Annotated in this window: 13 protein-coding genes; 4 read left to right on the top strand and 9 right to left on the bottom strand. The window is 70.9% G+C overall.

The features are described 5' to 3' along the window. Position 1: 1 nt before the first annotated feature. From LPA41_RS32615 to LPA41_RS32580, 8 genes are read right to left on the bottom strand one after another with little or no spacing between them, the layout of a single operon-like run. On the bottom strand, positions 2–1,399 hold the full coding sequence (locus tag LPA41_RS32615; RefSeq protein ID WP_229074962.1) for a condensation domain-containing protein: 1,398 nt from the start codon (positions 1,397–1,399) through the stop codon (positions 2–4). Further along, positions 1,378–2,715, bottom strand: a complete 1,338-nt coding sequence (locus tag LPA41_RS32610) for an acyltransferase domain-containing protein (protein WP_229074961.1) — start codon at positions 2,713–2,715, stop codon at positions 1,378–1,380. Before LPA41_RS32610 ends, LPA41_RS32615 begins: the two co-directional genes overlap by 22 nt. Then, positions 2,712–3,908 carry a hypothetical protein gene (locus LPA41_RS32605; RefSeq protein ID WP_229074960.1) on the bottom strand — a complete coding sequence of 399 codons (1,197 nt, stop codon included), beginning with the start codon at positions 3,906–3,908 and terminating at the stop codon, positions 2,712–2,714. Before LPA41_RS32605 ends, LPA41_RS32610 begins: the two co-directional genes overlap by 4 nt. After that, the gene (locus tag LPA41_RS32600; RefSeq protein ID WP_229074959.1) at positions 3,905–5,083 is read right to left on the bottom strand and encodes an acyl-CoA dehydrogenase family protein; all 1,179 of its coding nucleotides are present in this window, start codon (positions 5,081–5,083) and stop codon (positions 3,905–3,907) included. Before LPA41_RS32600 ends, LPA41_RS32605 begins: the two co-directional genes overlap by 4 nt. Next, the gene (locus tag LPA41_RS32595; RefSeq protein WP_229074958.1) at positions 5,073–5,336 is read right to left on the bottom strand and encodes a phosphopantetheine-binding protein; all 264 of its coding nucleotides are present in this window, start codon (positions 5,334–5,336) and stop codon (positions 5,073–5,075) included. The genes LPA41_RS32600 and LPA41_RS32595 overlap by 11 nt, the downstream gene beginning before the upstream one ends. Next, positions 5,329–6,198, bottom strand: coding sequence for a 3-hydroxyacyl-CoA dehydrogenase family protein (locus LPA41_RS32590; RefSeq protein ID WP_229074957.1), 870 nt, complete (start codon positions 6,196–6,198; stop codon positions 5,329–5,331). The genes LPA41_RS32595 and LPA41_RS32590 overlap by 8 nt, the downstream gene beginning before the upstream one ends. Continuing rightward, entirely contained in the window at positions 6,198–6,938 is a 741-nt protein-coding gene (locus LPA41_RS32585) for a thioesterase II family protein (RefSeq protein ID WP_229074956.1), read from the bottom strand. The genes LPA41_RS32590 and LPA41_RS32585 overlap by 1 nt, the downstream gene beginning before the upstream one ends. Beyond that, a complete protein-coding gene (locus LPA41_RS32580) occupies positions 6,935–9,424 on the bottom strand; it encodes a beta-ketoacyl synthase N-terminal-like domain-containing protein (protein ID WP_229074955.1) in 2,490 nt (829 codons plus the stop codon). The genes LPA41_RS32585 and LPA41_RS32580 overlap by 4 nt, the downstream gene beginning before the upstream one ends. 613 nt (positions 9,425–10,037) lie before the next feature. Here LPA41_RS32580 and LPA41_RS32575 point away from each other — a divergent pair. Both LPA41_RS32575 and LPA41_RS32570 read left to right on the top strand, forming a co-directional pair. Beyond that, positions 10,038–10,748: a response regulator transcription factor gene (locus LPA41_RS32575; RefSeq protein ID WP_229074954.1), complete on the top strand. Its 711-nt coding sequence runs from the start codon at positions 10,038–10,040 to the stop codon at positions 10,746–10,748. 79 nt (positions 10,749–10,827) lie between these two features. Further along, the gene (locus LPA41_RS32570; protein ID WP_229074953.1) at positions 10,828–12,102 is read left to right on the top strand and encodes an MFS transporter; all 1,275 of its coding nucleotides are present in this window, start codon (positions 10,828–10,830) and stop codon (positions 12,100–12,102) included. Between the two features lie 134 nt (positions 12,103–12,236). Here the strand turns inward: LPA41_RS32570 and LPA41_RS32565 are convergent, their stop codons facing one another. Next, positions 12,237–12,668, bottom strand: coding sequence for a hypothetical protein (locus tag LPA41_RS32565; RefSeq protein WP_229074952.1), 432 nt, complete (start codon positions 12,666–12,668; stop codon positions 12,237–12,239). Between the two features lie 48 nt (positions 12,669–12,716). On the opposite strand from LPA41_RS32565, the gene LPA41_RS42800 reads away from it, so the two are divergent. Both LPA41_RS42800 and LPA41_RS32555 read left to right on the top strand, forming a co-directional pair. Then, entirely contained in the window at positions 12,717–15,953 is a 3,237-nt protein-coding gene (locus tag LPA41_RS42800) for a CHAT domain-containing protein (RefSeq protein WP_229074951.1), read from the top strand. A 132-nt stretch (positions 15,954–16,085) separates the two neighbouring features. Next, positions 16,086–16,472, top strand: coding sequence for a VOC family protein (locus tag LPA41_RS32555; RefSeq protein WP_229074950.1), 387 nt, complete (start codon positions 16,086–16,088; stop codon positions 16,470–16,472). Positions 16,473–16,475 lie beyond the last annotated feature (3 nt).

Genomic DNA, 16,475 nt, shown 5'->3' with positions numbered 1-16,475 from the left:
GTCAGACCGCCTTTCGCATCAGCGCCGACACCGGCACGCCGGGATCGGCCACGACCGCGGCGAGCAGCCGTTCGTAACGTCCGGACATCCGGGTGATGGTCGCGGCGTCGAAGAGATCCGCGTCGTACTCCCAGACGAGTTCCACTTCCCCGCTCGCTGTCACACCCGGCTGCCCGACGACCTGTTCCGCCTGAGGGATCGCGACCACGCCCACGTCGAACTTGGCGGAGTGGTTGGACAGGCCGACCGTCACCTCGGCCCGCAGGTCCGGCATCGGCACGGTCCGCAGCGGCGAGTCGTGGAAGGAGAACCCGACGTCGCTCAGCGGCTGACGCCCCGGTTGCCGTTGCGGGCGCAGCGCGGCGACCACCTGGTCGAACGGGACGTCCTGGTGTTCCAGCGCGCCGAACGTGGTGGCCCGTACCCGTTTCAGCAGTTCGGTGAAGTCCGGATCGCCGTGCAGGTCGGCCCGCAGCGCCACGGTGTTGACGATCATGCCGAGGAGCCCGTGGGTCGCCGGATCACTGCGCCCGGCGACACCCGAGGCGACACAGAAGTGATCTTTTCCGGACCAGTGCTGCAGGAGTACGGAGAAGGCCGCCAGCATCACCACGAACAGCGACACCCGCTCACGCCGCGCCAGGGTGCGCAGACCGTCGGCCAGCTCTGCCGCGAGGACGAACCGGGGTGCCGCACCCGCGAAACGCCGTTTGGTGGCGCGCGGGTGATCGGCCGGCAGGTCGACCAGGTGGGCCACTCCGTCGAGCTGCCGGCGCCAGTAGTCGAGTTGCCGCTGGGCGCCGGGCCCGCGCACCCAGTTCTGCTGCCAGGCAGCGAAGTCGGCGAACTGGATCTCGGGTTCGCTCAGCGGCGACGGCTGCCCGCCGGTGTACGCCTGGTACAGCACACTCAGCTCCTCCAGGAAGATGTTGAACGCCCAGCCGTCGTGGATCAGGTGGTGTTCCAGGTGCAGGAGCAGATGCCGGTCGTCGGCCACGCGCAGCAGCCGCCACCGCACCAGCGGCAACTCCTCCACCGGAACGTCGATCGCGACCGCGTCCGCCAGCGTCCGGCGTGCGGCGTCCTCCGGATCGGGCGCGTCGCGCAGGTCGGTCACGGGCAGGTCCACCATGAACGGCGGGTGCACGATCTGCCTCGGCCCGGTGCGACCGTCGGCGAACGTCGTGCGGTAGATCTCGTGGCGGCGCACGATCTCGGTCAGGGCCCGCCGCAGGGCGCCGGTGTTCAGTTTCCCGGTCAGCGCGATCGTCGCCTGGAACTGGTAGGCGCGGATGCCCGGATGCAGCTTCAGCAGGAACCACAGCCGTTCCTGCGAGCACGACAACGGTACGGGCTCGGCGCGGTGGTCGGCTCGCGTCACACGTGGCCGGCTGTCCATCCGGCACCTCCCTGGGGTTCGGCGACCATGGCGGGCAGGTCGACATCGACTCCGGACGCCCACAGCTGCCCGGCGGCGGCCAGCAGGACCTCACTCTCGGTGCGGCTCTCGAACTGGCCGGGGAGGGTCTGCACGATCGGGGTCCGCGCCGTCGCCGGCCGGCCGGGATGCTGCTGCACGAGCCGGGCCAGACTCTGTCCCGGGCCGAGTTCGACCATCAGCGGATCCGGCAGCCGCCACAGCTCGGACACCGCGTCGGCGAAGCGGATCGTTTCGCAGAGATGCCGGGCCCAGTACGACGGGTCGGTCGCCTCCTCGTCGCGCAGCCGTGTCCCGGTCACCGTCGACACGATCGGTATGGCGGGCGGGCTCAACGGCACCGCGTCCAGGAGCGTCCGCAGCGGCTGCACCAGCGGGGACATCATCGCCGAATGGAACGCGTGCGAGGTCGGCAGGCGCTGGCAGGCCCACCCCGCGGCGGTCAGGTCGAGCGCCAGCTCCTCGACCGTCGCGGCCGACCCGGACAGCACGCACTGATCCGGTCCGTTGACCGCCGCCACCGACACCCCGCCCCGCAGGCGCGGCCGCACGGCGTCGTCTCCGGCGTTGACGACGAGCATCGCCCCGCGCGGTAGTTCGTCGATCAGGCGGGCCCGGCGGGCGACCACCCGTAAGGCGTCCTCGACCGGCAGCACCCCCGCGACGCACGCGGCGACGTATTCCCCGAGGCTGTATCCGGCCAGGGCGACGGGCGGCGTGCTCAGCTCGATCAGGGCTTGGGCCAGCGCGTACTGCAGAGCGAACATGAGGGGCTGGGCAGCGGCCGTCTGGTGGATCGGTTGTGCTGTCCCGCGCCGGTCGAAGAGGGCGGTCAGATCCAGGCCGGGGCCGGGCGGGTCCGCGGTGAACAGCATCGGCCGCAGGTCCAGGTCCTCCTCGGCGGCGAGCAGGTCCAGGCAGCGGTCGAGCTCCCGGCGCAGCACCGGCAACGACCGGTGGAGCTGCCCGCCGAGACCCGGGTACTGGTCGCCGACCCCGGACAACAGGAACACCGTGCCGGCCGGTCGATCCGGGCCGGCGGTGAAGACCCGCCGCGGGTCGCGTCTGCGCAGCCAGCGTGCCGCGTCCACGGGGGTGCTGGCGGCCACCGCGCGCCGGGCCGGCCGCCCGGCGGGACCGGTGTCCGGCACGACGGGCAACCCGGCGAACGCGGTGTCGTCCAGAGTCGTCAGCCAGGCGCAGAGCTCGTCGGTGTCACGTTCGAGGTCTGCGGACGACGCCGCCGACAGGGTCAGCAGGCGGGCGGCGGCGCTCATGTCCGTACCTCCGCTCGGAGCGCCGCCGGCCAACCGGCCGGCTCGACGCCGTGGCGGCAGAGGAACGCGTAGGTCAACCGCTCCAGCCCGAAGCCCGCGCAACTGGTGAAGGCCGGCTCGTCCGCTGCGCAGCGGATGCCGAATGCGGACGCGAAGTGCTGGTCGTGGAAGTTGAACGAGCCGACAGCCACGTCCCGGGAGTCGTCCAGCGGCAGCCGCAGCTCGTACTTGGCCTCGAGCAGGCGCTGGGACCAGGTACTGTCGGCGCCGGCCAGGAAGAACGGGTCGTTGGCGACCTCGCACCGGCCACCCAGCCCGAGCGAGTCCAGCAGGGTGTACGTACTGTCCATCAGCCGGGTCCGGGCGTCGAGGACGAAGTCCCGCGAGCCCAGGAACACGACCTCGCGGATGGTGAAGTCCCACAGCCGTTCCAGCGAGCGGCGGTACCGGCTCTCGAACCGGAACGACTTGCCGCGGGCGGTCACCGTGGTCGACGGGGACGGCAGTTGCCGCTCCGTGAACTGCTGGTAGGTGTGGAAGCACATGGTCGGTGGCAGGCAGTAGTCGATGTCGCCGCCGTGCGTGCGCCACGCCTGGGACAGGCTGCCGTCCGTGCCGATCGCGTCGAGGAACCCGGTGTAGGCGTCGGTGTCGTCGTGCAGCCGCGACACGAACATCACCAGCTGCGGGAACGAGCCGAGGTAGCCGGTGCGGCGCAGGACGTCCGAGCCGATCAAGGTCGGGTAGCGCACGTCCTGGGCCGTGAACTGCTCCTTCACCAGCGCCAGCAGCCGCGCGTCCAGGACGTCCATCAGCGACAGGAACGGCTCGCCGACCGCGATCTGACCCTCGCCGGTCTCGAACGCGACGCCCCGAGCCACCAGGTCGTCGAACACGTCGCGGACCGTGCCCGAGCCGTCGTTGCGCCAGATCACCCGCGGCGGCAGGTGCCGCTGGCCCGCCACATCGGTGGCGATCACCTGGTTGAGCTTGCGGGTGAGCTCCGCGGTGTGGCCGGGATCCGCCGCGGTGCTGGTGGTCACGTCCACCGCCGTGATGTGTCCCTGCGAGTGGACCAGCGAGAAACCGGTGATGACGTCGGAGACGAAGTAGACCCGCTTGGCCACTTCCTCGGCGAGATCCTCGGGCACCGGCGTCGCCAGCGCGATCCGGGTCGGCGCGATCCGGGTCATCGCGGACCTCTGTGGTGCAGCGCCCCGGAGACACCCAGCAGCTCGGCCAGGACACCGCGCTGCACCGCGTTCGTACCGCCGTAGATGGGGCCGCCGAGCGCGTCGCGCAACTCCCGTTCGATGCCGTCCTCCGTCAGGTACCCGCGGGCACCGTGGATGGTCATCGCACTGGACGCCGTCTGCACCAGGCTGTCACTGACGAAGATCTTCGCCATCGTGGTCTCCAGCAGCGCCAGACGGCCCTCCCGCTTCAGCCAGCCCACCCGGTAGAGCAGCATCCGGGCCAGTTCCAGCCGGATCTTCATGTCCGCCAGCTGATGCGATACCGCCTGGAAACCGCCGATCGCCTGCCCGAACTGGTGCCGGGACGTGGCATGCCGGACCGAGGCCTCCAGCAGCCGTTCCATGGCACCCACCTGCGGAGCGAACATGAACGCACGCTCCCAGTCGATGGTCGCGGCGAAGACGCGGTAGCCACTGCCCTCGCGGCCCAGCAGGTTGGCGGCCGGAACGGGGGTGCCGTCGAAGGTCACCACACCCATCGGTGCGGTGCGCAGCCCCATCTTGGGCCGCTCACGCCGCACGGCCACGCCGGGCATGTCACTGGTGACGACGAACGCGGACAGGTGGTCCTGCCCGGCAGCCCGGTCGCCGGTGCGGGCCATGACGATGAAGACGTCGGCGACCGGACCGTTGCTGACGAAGCACTTGCTGCCGTCCAGCCGGTAACCGTCGCCGTCGCGTTTCGCGGTGGTGGCGACCGCCAGGACGTCCGACCCGGCCTGCTCCTCGGACAGCGCGTGCGCACCGATGAGGGATCCGGTGGCGAGCGGCCGCAGGTAACGCTCCTTCTGCTCCGCCGTGCCGTGCAGCATCAGGTAGATCGCGCAACCCCAGAGATGGTTGTTGACGGCGAACACCAGCCCGTTGTCGCGGCACCCGTAACCCAGCGCCTCCAGCGCGACGACGGTGGTCAGCGGGTCGAAACCGGATCCGCCGTACGCCTGGGGGATCGGCCAGCCGAGGACCCCGAAGTCCGCGCAGCGGCGCCAGTCCTGCGACGGGAAGCGCCCAGCCTGGTCATCGGCGGCGACGTCGTGCCCGAGCTCGGCGCGGGCGAAGGCGATCACCTCCGTACGCAATCGGCGTTGTTCGGGCGAGAGCTCAAGATCCATCTGGCACCGCCGCGCCGGCCTGCTTGCCCGCCACGAAGTCCCCGATCGAGTCGATCGTCGCGAACGTGGTCAGTACGAGTTCCTGACTCTCCACCCGCAGGCCGAACGTCTGCTCCAGCCACAGGACCAGCTGGACCGCGAAGAGGGAGTTCACCAGGCCGCTGGCGAACAGGTCGTCATCGTCGTCCACCACGCTGCCGGGTGTCTGCGTCAACACGAAGGCCCGGATGCGGTCCCGCAAGTCGTCACTCATGGTCGTGATTCCCCGATCCGTACGGATAGAAGCCCTGATTCGTCTTGCGCCCGCACCGGCCGGCCTCCACCATCCGGCGCAGCAGCGGATTCGGTACGTACTTGAGTTCGCCGAACTCGCCGTGCAGCACTTCGAGCGAGAGCAGCACGGTGTCCAGCCCGATGAGGTCGGCCGTCTCCAGTGGCCCCATCGCATGGGCGAAACATTCCTTGAACAGGCGGTCGACATCGGTGGGCGAGGAGATCCCCTCGTGCACCAGCGCGATCGCCTCGTTGATCGTGATCATCAGGACCCGGTTGGTCACGAAGCCCGGCGAGTCACCCACCAGGACGTGCTTGCGGCCGGCCTGCTCCAGCAGAGCCAGGGTCCGATCGACGGTCTCCTGCGACGTGCGATGACCGCGAATCACCTCGACCGTGGGCTTGAGGTGCGCCGGGTTCATGAAGTGCGTTCCGATCACGCGCCCCGGCCGGTGGGTCGCGCCCGCGACCCGGGTGATGGGCATGGCCGAGGTGTTGACCCCGAACAGCGTCTCCGCGGGACACACCGCGTCGAGTTGCGCGTACAGCGGCTGCTTGACCTCCCACCGCTCGGTGACGTTCTCGACGACGAACTCCACATCGCCCAGCAAGGCCAGGTCCGTGGTGAACGTGACCCGCCCCAGAACCTCCTCCGCGGGCGGCGGCGCGGAGCCGGGCCGCACCAGCACCGCCAGCCGGGCCGCCGACCTGATGCTGTCCCGCGCGGCGTCGAGCGCCGGCTTGCTGACGTCCACCAGGACGACCTCGTGCCCGGAGGTGGCGAAGAGCTGCGTCACACCCCGGCCCATGGTTCCCGCACCCACGACACCTATCCGGCGCATCAATGATCTCCCCTCGTCAGCACGGTGTCCCGCAGGATCCGCAGGATCTCGTGCTGCTGCTGTCGGAAGTAGAAGTGACCGCCGGGCAGCACCGCGGTGCTGACCGGCCGGTGGGTGTGCTGCTGCCAGGACGGAGCCCTCACCGACGGGGGCTCCTGGTCGCCGGAGAGCACGGTGATCCAGGCGTCGAGCGCCGGCTCCGGCCGGTACCGGTAGTTCTCCAGCACCGCGAAATCGCCCCGCAGGCTGATGACCGCGTGTTTCTTGAACGCCGGATCGGCGGACAGATCTGCCGCCGGCAGGTCCCACAGCCGCACCGCCCGGCCGAACAGGTCGTCGTCGCCCAGCGTGGACAGTGACTCGGCGGTCACCTCCGGCGGCAGCGGCGGCGCGGGGCATGACGAGACGATCAGCCCTGCCGGCGGCGCGAGGCCGCGCCGGCGCAGCTCCCGCGCCGTCTCGAAGGCGACCAGCGCGCCGAGGCTGTGCCCGAAGAAGACCGACCGTTCGGCGAAGGTGACTGCCGAGACCAGAGCCTCCACCAGGGGCTCCATCCGGGTGTACGCGGGTTCACCCGCCCGGCTGGTCCGCCCCGGCAGGTGGACACCCCACACCTGGAATTCGGGCAGGTGATCGGACCAGCGGACGAACTCGCCCGGGGAGCCGCCGGCGTGCGGGAAGAAGTACAGCGACGTCGTCGCCTGCGGGCGCCGGAGCCGGCGGACCGTCCATCGGGTCATCGCGGGCCCCCCGGCGCCAGGTGTTCCTCCACGGCCGCCGTCATCGCCGCCGCACTGGGCGCCGCGAAGAGCATCCGGGGAGCGAACCCGACCGGGAAGTAGCCGTTCAGCCGGGTCACGAACCGCATGGCGAGCAGCGAGTCACCCCCGAGGTCGAAGAAGCTGTCGTCGGGGTCGACCTCCGCCAGGCCGAGGATCTCCTCGAACAGTCCGCTGACCACGGACAGCACGCGGGCCGCGGGATCCGGGCCGGGTTCCGGCCCGGAGACGGCCGGCCGGGCGGTTTCGCGTGGCTCCAGGATGTGGCGTCCGCCTTCGAACGGGTACGCCGGTGCGGCGACCCGGACGGGGGAGTGCCCCGCATGCATCGCGGACCAGGTGATCTGCGCTCCGGAGAGCCACAGCCGGCCGATCGCGTCGAGCACGGACCGCTCGTCAGCCGGACACGTGCCCGCCGTGATCTCGAGGGTGATGTCGTCCCCGGCGGGCTGTGCGGGCGGCGTGGTGTCCGCCGGGGTCACCTGCTGCAGGATCCCGGTCCAGTGCTCGTGGTCGGCGGCGTCGCCCGGCCTGCTGGTCTCGCCGCCGCCGGCGGCCTGCCGCACCAGGTCTGCCGCCTCGGCAGCGGGGATGAGCCCGGTCAGAGCCCCGGCCACCATCGCCCCGATGCCCGTCCCGACGACCCGGGCCGGTTCGGCACCCCAGCGCCGCCACAGCTGAGCCGTCGCGTAGTGCCCGACGAAGGTGAGCAGGACCGGGGAGCCGGTGTCGTCCTCGAACGCCGCCCGGGCCCGGCATTCGTCGACGGCCTGCCGGAAAGCCGGATGCGCCCGGTACAGCGCCATCCAGACAGCGCGTCCGGCCGGCGGGTCCACGACGGCCGGCAGCCGGAACGTCAGCGGGCGGGACCGGACGGGTCCCGTCGCGAGAAGCAGCCCCGGTCGCTCACCGGTCAGCACGGCCACCGCGTCGTCGTGCCCGGTGACCACGGCCATGGCCCGATGGCTGTGCTCCGTGCGCCCGGCCTGCAGGGTCCAGGACAGGTGATCGAGCGGCGTCGTCGGAGCCGCCCGGAGATGGTCGGCGAGCCGGCGGGTCATCGCCGCGAGCGCGGCCGGGGTCTTCGCCGACAGCACGAGGACCTGCGCGGCCGACGACGGCGGTCCGCTCGGCGCAACCGGGGGCGGCTCTTCCAGGACGACGTGCGCATTGGTCCCGCCGACGCTGAACGCACTGACCCCCGCGCGCCGCGGCCCCGTCTCCGGCTGCCACTTCTGCTGGTCCGCCACCACCCGGAACGGCGTCCGGTCGAAGTCGATCTGCGGGTTCGGCACGCTGAAATGCAGGCTCGCCGGCAGGACGCCGTGCTTGACCGCCAGAACGGTCTTGATCAGACCGGCAATGCCGGCCGCCGCGTCCGCGTGCCCGATGTTGGTCTTCACCGATCCGATCCCGCAGCGCCCGGCCGTCCCGCCGTCGGCTGCGAACGCGCTGGTCAGCGCGGCGATCTCGATCGGGTCACCGAGCCGGGTGCCGGTGCCGTGCGCCTCGACGTACGTGCAGGACTCCGGCGTGATCCCGGCGGCGCGCTGAGCTTTGCGGATCACCGCTGCCTGCCCCTTCACGCTGGGTGCGGTGAAGCTCAGCCGGTTGGCGCCGTCGTTGTTGACGGCCGAGCCGCGCAGGACCGCGTCGATGCGGTCCCCGTCGGCCACGGCGTCGGCGAGCCGCCGCAGCACCACGAGCCCCACACCGTCCGCTCCCACCGGGCCGCGGGCGGACGCGTCGAAGGCCCGGCAGTAGCCGTCCGGCGCCTGCAGGCCCACGTCGTCGACCACCGCGATGCCGGCCGGGACACGGACCGTGACGCCGCCGGCCAACGCCAGGTCGCAGTCGCCCGCGAGCAGGCCCTGGACCGCGAGGTGGACGGCCAGCAGGGAAGTGGCACAGCCGGCCTGTACCGTGACGGCCGGGCCGCGCAGCCCCAGCTTGTGGGCAACCTGGCTGCACAGGAAGTCAGGTCCGTTGCCGACCCGGATCTCCCATTCCGACAACGACGGCAGGACGCCCAGATACGAGCGCAGGACCTGGGCGTACGCGTTCTCGCCGCCTCCGGCGTACACCCCGACGGTCCCCGGGTGGCGGACCGGGTCGTGTCCGGCGTTCTCCAGGGCCTCCACCGCACACTGCAGGAACAGCCGCTGCTGGGGGTTGATGACACGCGCCACCGCGGGCGGGATGCCGAAGTACTCCGCGTCGAAGACCTCGGGATCGTCCAGCAGGCCGCGGGCGGCGACTGCTTCCCCGTCACCGACGCGGGTGATCGAGTCCTTTCCGTCGAGCAGGTTCTGCCAGAACTCGTCGATGTGGCGAGCGCCGGGAAAGCGACCGGCCATGCCGATGACAGCGATGTGGCCAACGGCGCCGGGGTCCGGCGATGATGCCGTGCCGTCCGGGGTGGACCGAGCCGGAATGGTGTCGGGCATGTCGAGCTCCTCCACGCTGAGTGGTTTCAGGTTCTCGTGGTGTTCTCGGCGCGAAACGGGCTCTGAGGTGCACACACGGCTTTCTCTGCCTCGGTGAATGCGATTCTTCGAGACTACGAGATGCGCGCCGTGCCGCCAATGGGCCCAACGTTTTGACTGGGAACAACTTTCGATGATTCCCTCGCCATCCATCGTTTACTGCGGCTTATCGAAGCCTATTTATTACGTTTACTGAAATCGCTTAACTGGGCAGTAGAAATAAGATGGAATGCTGTTCCAGCGGCAGGCGGCGGGAAGGGGCGGCCGGGCGTGCGGTAGGGCTTACATGCCCCCTGTCGTGCGGAAACGGTCCGGTCGGCCGGGGCGTCGTGACGGCCTGACGTCGGTTGCGGTGACGGTGCTTGATCGCTTAGTATCGATCGGAGTCGGCCGGCGATATTCTCTGATTGCCTTTCTGTAATGTTTCAGTGCCACCGTCTTTCGGTGCATTGTCGCAATATTGAAGGGTGGGCTGCCAATGGGGGTAGCCGAATGCGATCTGGCTGATTGTGGTCAGTCCGGTCCGGCCCGGGACGTCCCTTATCGACACCGTGCGGCGCCCACAAGGAGAACCATGAACAACGGGGAAAAGCAGGACCTGAAGATTTTGATCGCCGCACCGGAAGGTTTCACCCGGGCCGGCCTGAAGCACTACCTGCAGGCGTGGCCGGGCGGCGCGCAGGTCTGGGAGGCCGTCGACAGCGAAGAGGCGATCACGCTGACCGCCAGCCTGCGGCCCGAGGTGCTCATCTGCGACGTGGACCTCACCCCGGACGGCGGCGTCGAAGTCGTCACCCACCTGCGCGACACCCTGCACGACGAGGCTCCCATCGTGCTGCTGCTCGGGCGGCACCTGACGAACGACCAGTTGATGGCCGCGCTCGCCACCCGGGCGGGTGGCATCGTCGACAAGTCCGCCCCTCCGGAGGTGTTGTTCACCGCAATGAGCGAAGCTCGTCAAGGCCACGTCTTCGTCTCCTCGCCGTTCATCACTCAGCTGTTCAAGAACTTCATCCTGCTGCCCGCCGCGTCCGGCGACGCGGCCGCGAAGATCGCCGCCGCCCTCACCAAGCGGGAATTCGCCGTCCTGTGTCTCATCGCCCAAGGGCTGTCCAACGTCGAGATCGCTGGACGGCTCAACCTGGCCGAGGCCACAGTCAAGTCGTATTCCTCACACGTGTTCGAGAAGCTGGGTGTCCGGGGCCGCGTCCAGGCGGCCCTGATGGCCGTCTCGGCGGGAATCGCCTCGGCGTCCCTGGGACATCCGGTACTCGCCAGCCCGTGAGGCGTGCAGCGACGGTTGCCGATGAGATTTGTGGTCATGTGGGCGGGAAACGACTGTCCGGGTTTGCAATACTCTGCGGATGACCAAACGGCGAGGGTTGCTGTACCACCATGATTTCCGGCAACTGCTCTTCGCCGAGTCGGTCAGCCACATAGGCAGCCAGATCAGTGTCCTCGCTCTGCCGCTGATCGCGGTCGGCGTGCTGCACGCGCCGCCGTTCCAGGTCGGGCTCCTGATGACCTTCCAATACCTGGCCTTCCTGGTGGTCGGCCTGCCGGCCGGCGCTCTGGTGGACCGGATGCGCCGCCGGCGGGTGCTGCTGGCGGCCGACCTCGGGCGCGCGGTCGTCCTGGGGTCGGTCCCGGCAGCCTGGGCGCTGGACATGCTCTCGATGCCACAGCTGTACGCCGTCGCTCTGCTGAGCGGCGTGCTCACGGTCTTCTTCGACGTCGCCTACCAGAGCTACCTGCCGTACCTGGTGAAGTCCGACGAGCTGGTGGAAGGCAACTCCAAACTGGAGGCCGTCCACAACGTGGCGATGATCGGCGGGCCGGCACTGGGCGGCCTGCTGGTCCGACTGGTCGGCGCGCCGCTCGCGGCGCTGTTCGACGCGGTCAGCTTCCTCGTGTCCGCGCTCTTCGTCAGCCGGATCCGTTCCGTGGAGGAGGTGGCCCCCCACCAGCCCCGCACCCGGATCGGTCCGGAGATCGTGCAGGGCCTCCGCTTCGTGCTCGCCAACCCGGTCCTGCGCGCCATCGCGTTCTCCACCGCCTGGCTCAACTTCTTCAGCGCGATCCTGGAGTCGATGGTGCTGCTGCTGCTGGCGCGGACCCTGGGCCTGTCGGCGGGCACCATCGGGTTGCTGATGGCAGTGGCCGGGCTGGGCGCCCTGGCCGGGGCCCTCAGCGCGGAGCGGGTCACCGGCCGCCTCGGCCAGAACCGGGTGATCTGGCTGTCGGTCCTGGTGACAGCACCCTTCGGCCTGTTGCTGCCGTTCGCCCGCGAGGGCTGGCTGCTGTGGGCGGCGATCATCGGCTGGTCGGTGACCTTCTTCGGCGCCACCGTCTACAACATCGCCCAGGTCAGCCTCCGGCAGGCGCTCACCCCGGCGCATCTGCTCGGCAGGATGAACGCGACCATGCGGTTCATGGTCTGGGGCACCCTGCCGCTGGGCGGTCTCGTCGGTGGCCTTCTCGGCCAGTTCTTCGGGGTGCGCACGGCGATGCTGGTCGGCGCGGTCGGGTTCCTGTTCGGCTTCCTGCCGGTGCTGCTGTCCCCGCTGCGCCACCGGGCCCCGGTGACGGGCGAGCGGGCGGACGATCAGGCCGACGAAGCGCCGAACGTCATCCGGTAGTCGCAGCCGGCGACGACGTCAGGCTCGCCCAGCGGGGTGAAGGCCGGCATCGGCGCGCCCGCCACCGGGGGATCCGGTAGCGGTACGGGAGACTGCGCGTGGCGAGGCAGGGGGTCGAACATGCGGCGGCGGCGTCAGCCCGGCTCGACCTCGATCGCCGTCGCGGGGGGATCGGTCACCACCCGGACGGTCCACTGTGAGTCGTCCGGTTCGTACCGCACCAGCAGCCAGTCGTCGCGGCCGGCGGCAGGGACGCGGACCGCGGCCAGCCGGGCGGCTTCGGTTCGGGGGAGGGTCGCGGGGAGTTCGACGGCGATCCGGGTGCGCGGATCGGCGAGCACGATCGGCGTGGGCGGCGGTTCGGCGGCGGGTGCGGCGCGGCGGCGTACCAGCAAGTCCTTGATCTTCGCGTAGACGTCCTCGCCGGCCTTGGTGGCCACGCCCTGGACGAAGGGGGCCAGCGCCGAGCCGGTGATCACGGCGAGCAGCAGTTCGCCCGCCCCGCGCTCGCTGCCCGAACCGGGTTCCGGGAAGGGGCGTGCTGACGGGTTGCCGACGGAATCCATGCGGGTGATTCTGTCAGAGAGATCGATGTCTCTGCGACAATCACCGTCGTGCCGGGTACACCTGACAGGGCCGCGACCTTCAACGCATCGGTGGAACGCCTGGAACGTGAGGTGAGCCGCCTGCTCGACGCGTACGGGGACGACGTCCCGCCGGACGTCCTGAACCGGATCGTCGAGGCGCTCGCTCCGGCGGCCGCGTCACCGGACCTCTACCCGGAGGTCGCCGCGCAGGTGTGGTCGACGCTCGGGTTCACGCTGAAGTACCGGTTCATGCTGGATCTCCGAGGCACGGGCGGCACCCAGGACCTCGACCTCGCGATCAAGTTCTACCGCGGTGCGCTCGGTCTGCTGCCGCCACCGGGACCGTACTCGTTGTGGGGAAACCTGGCGCAGGCGTACCTGGCCCGGTGCGTGAAACGCCCGGACGACGCCGCGGCGGCCCGGGATGCCGTGTTCGCCCACGCCCGGGCCCTGGACGTGCTCACGCTTGACGACCCGGCCTTCGGTCCCGCGCTGAACGCGGCGGCCTTCCTGCTGCGGGCCGCATTCGTTCAGCTGAAGGGCGATCTCGGCCTGATCGGCCTGGCCGACTCGTTCCGGCGGGCGCGCGACGAGGCACCGGCGGGCAGTGCGGTGCAGCGGGCGTGCGCCCTGGCCCACGCCGAGACCCTGCTGGTCCTGCGGCGACGCGGCGAGCCGGTGCCGCCGGTGGTGGAGGTGTCCGCCTGGCTGGAAGTGTTCGCCACCGAGGAACCCGGGGACGATCGGGGCCGTGACGCGCTCTACTTCCTCGGCAAGGAATTGCTCGTGCGCTATGGAACCGGCGGTTCCGCCGCGGACCTGGACCTTGCCGTCGTCGCTCTGAGCAAGGCCACGGAGAAGGCGTCGGCGGACGCCGACTTCACCGGGATGCTCGGCCATGCGCTGCGATTGCGGGCCGAACGGGACCGGCCGGACCCGGGGGATGACCTCGACGTCGGGGTGGCGGCGATGCGCGCCACCCTGCGGACCGCGGCGCCGGGCGAGGAATGGGAGGCGGCCGCGGCGCAGCTGGCCGGAATGCTGCTCCAGCGGTTCCGGGCCACCCGCCAGCGGGAAGACCTCGACGAGGCGATCGTTCTCAGTCAGCGTGTGCGAGACGGCAAAGGGCTGAAGGTCGCCGCGGACGCTCCCGCGGCACAGCACCTCGCCGTCAGCACCGCGATCCGGGCCCTGACTCTGCGGGCCGACCTGGACGACAGCTCCGCCGACGCCACCATCGCCTTCATGCTGCGCCACTACAACCCGGACGCGGACACCGCCGCCGACCCGGCACGGCCGGTGGGTGACCTGAAGCGCGTGCTCCACGAGGGGTACACCGTCCTGGCCGCGAAGCGTAAGGCACACACCCACCCCGACTCCCAGCTGGCCGACGAGGCCGACCAGGAGATCGCCTGGCTCCAGCAGGCGCTGCGGGGCGAGATCTCCGACGCGCAGCGCCGGAAATACCGGAAGGACCTGATCGACGCGCTGACCGGGCGGCATATCGCCGTACCCGACGCGGGGGTCCTGGACGAGATCATCACGCATCAGTCGGCACTGCTCGGCGAGATGTCCGCCGAGCTGGGCGTGCACCGGGCCGCGCACCGGCTGGGACTGGCGCTGGCGCTGTACCAGCGCTTCGAAGCCGACAATTCCCGGGAGGCCGACTTCGACGCCGCGGTGGAACAGGCCCGGCCCGTCGCCGGCGACCCGGCGGTGACCACCGAGGTCCGCTTCCGGGCGGCGATCCTGCTGGGCGACTTCGGCGGGCGGGTCGAGCGCTGGGCGGTCGCCGACGAAGGCTTCCGGCGGGCCGTCGCGCTGCTGCCGCGGCTCGTCGGCCGCCAGCTCAGCCCCGACGACCACCTCCGGGAACTCTCCCGCTGGTCGGACCTCGCCTCCGACGCGGCGAGCGCCGCGGTGCGCGCCGGCGCCCCCGGCCGCGCCCTGGAACTGCTGGAACAGGGCCGCGGCCTGCTCATCGGCCGGGCCCTGGACGCGCGCGCCGACTTCGACGAGATCCTGGCCGCCGACCCCCGGCAGGGCCCGCAACTCGTCGCCGACCTGCGCCGGATCGGCGACGAACTGGCGGTGTCCGCCCCCGGCCACGGCACGACACACGCGGGCGACCACAGCGACGTCGACCGGCGACAGGCCTTGGTCAGAGAATGGGACAGTACGGTCGACCGCATCCGCCGCCTCCCCGGCTGCGCCGACTTCCTGGCACCGGCGACCCTGGCACAGCTGCTCCCGGCGGCGGCCGGTGGACCCGTCGTGACGATCAATATCAGTCGTTTCGGCAGCGACGCGCTGGTGCTCACCCCGGCGGGCGTCACCGCGGTGCCCCTGCCCGGGCTCACCCCCGATGCGGTACGGGACCAGGTCGCCACCTTCCACGACGCGCTGCCGTTCGCCGAACTCAGCCCGGCCGACCCGGACATGACCCGCGCCGCCCAGGAACCGCTGAACGCCGTCCTCTCCTGGCTGTGGCACCACGTCACCGGCCCGGTCCTGGACCACCTCGGCCCGCCGCCGCCGCGGATCTGGTGGGTCCCGACCGGTGAACTCGCCGCCCTGCCCCTGCACGCGGCAGGCGTCGACGGCGGCCCGTCCGTGCTGGACGCGACCGTCTCCTCGTACACCCCGACCGTGAAGTCCCTGCTCGCCGCCGCCCGCCGCCCCGCCTCGGGTGAGACCACCCGGGTCCAGTTGGTCGGGATCCGCGCCACCCTGGCCGGCGTCAACGCCGAGATGGACCGGATCCTGGCCCGTTTCCCGCACGCCCGGCACATCTTCGACGACGAGGCCACCCGCGACCGGGTCCGCGACACGCTGCGCGACACCGAGTGGCTGCACGTGGCCTGCCACGCGATCAGCTACCCCAACCACCCGGCGGACAGCGCCCTGCACCTGCACGACGGCCCGCTCACCGTCCGCCGGCTGCTCGCCGGCCGGGCCCCGCACGGCCGGCTCGCCTACCTCTCCGCCTGCCAGACCGTCCTGACCAGCGCCTCCGCGTCCGCGGAGGTGATCCACCTGGGCACGGCGTTGCACGCGGCCGGCTTCCAGCACGTCGTCGGGACGCTGTGGAGCATCCCCGACGGCACGGCCGCCGAGACCGCCCGCCTGTTCTACGAGGCGATCGGCGACCGCCCGGACGCGTCCCGCAGCCCGGTCGCTTTGCACCGGGCCGGCCAGGAACTGCGCCGCCGCTACCCGGGGATGCCGGCGCGGTGGGCCGCGTACGCCCACTTCGGCCCGTAGCTGTCTGGGCGGCCCTGCCCACCGGATCCGTGTTGATCTGCTGGCGATGCGAAATCGCGGTTTCAGGCCCATGATCACCGCGATTTCGTAGCGCTGGCAGATCAACATGTCGTATCGGCGTATGTTGATTCCGTGCGTATTTCGGGGGTGGCGCCGCTGCTGGTGGTGCGGGACATCGCGACGAGTGTGGACTTCTACCGGCGGCTCGGGTTCGAGCCGCTGGTGACGTGGTCCGGTTATGCCAAGCTCACCAACGGCCCGGGTGTCCTGCATCTGGCCGTGCCGGGTGATCCGCCACCGGACCGGCCGTCGGTGGCGTTGATCGCGCCCGGCGATGCGGACGCGGTGGTGGCCGCACTGGTGATGCAGGTGGTGGACTGCCGCAAGGCGTGCGCGGAGCTCGTCGACGCCGGTGTGGTGTTGCTGGGCCCACCGGTTGTGCCGGTGTGGGGTGGTGAGGTGCGGGCGTTCCTGCGGGACCCCGACGGGCACCTGATAGAGATCAACGAAGCGGGCTGAGCG

The sequence above is a fragment of the Actinoplanes sp. DH11 genome, assembly GCF_020873875.1.
Lineage (GTDB): Bacteria > Actinomycetota > Actinomycetes > Mycobacteriales > Micromonosporaceae > Actinoplanes.
This window is presented reverse-complemented; position numbering and strand designations above follow the sequence as displayed.

Bases quoted from the DNA above. Each gene is read 5' to 3' on its own strand.
- LPA41_RS32585 (WP_229074956.1), bottom strand. From the start codon at position 6,938: ATGACCCGATGGACGGTCCGCCGGCTCCGGCGCCCGCAGGCGACGACG.
- LPA41_RS32590 (WP_229074957.1), bottom strand. From the start codon at position 6,198: ATGCGCCGGATAGGTGTCGTGGGTGCGGGAACCATGGGCCGGGGTGTG.
- LPA41_RS32580 (WP_229074955.1), bottom strand. From the start codon at position 9,424: ATGCCCGACACCATTCCGGCTCGGTCCACCCCGGACGGCACGGCATCA.
- LPA41_RS32595 (WP_229074958.1), bottom strand. From the start codon at position 5,336: ATGAGTGACGACTTGCGGGACCGCATCCGGGCCTTCGTGTTGACGCAG.
- LPA41_RS32575 (WP_229074954.1), top strand. From the start codon at position 10,038: ATGAACAACGGGGAAAAGCAGGACCTGAAGATTTTGATCGCCGCACCG.
- LPA41_RS32610 (WP_229074961.1), bottom strand. From the start codon at position 2,715: ATGAGCGCCGCCGCCCGCCTGCTGACCCTGTCGGCGGCGTCGTCCGCA.
- LPA41_RS32600 (WP_229074959.1), bottom strand. From the start codon at position 5,083: ATGGATCTTGAGCTCTCGCCCGAACAACGCCGATTGCGTACGGAGGTG.
- LPA41_RS32615 (WP_229074962.1), bottom strand. From the start codon at position 1,399: ATGGACAGCCGGCCACGTGTGACGCGAGCCGACCACCGCGCCGAGCCC.
- LPA41_RS32605 (WP_229074960.1), bottom strand. From the start codon at position 3,908: ATGACCCGGATCGCGCCGACCCGGATCGCGCTGGCGACGCCGGTGCCC.
- LPA41_RS32565 (WP_229074952.1), bottom strand. From the start codon at position 12,668: ATGGATTCCGTCGGCAACCCGTCAGCACGCCCCTTCCCGGAACCCGGT.
- LPA41_RS32570 (WP_229074953.1), top strand. From the start codon at position 10,828: ATGACCAAACGGCGAGGGTTGCTGTACCACCATGATTTCCGGCAACTG.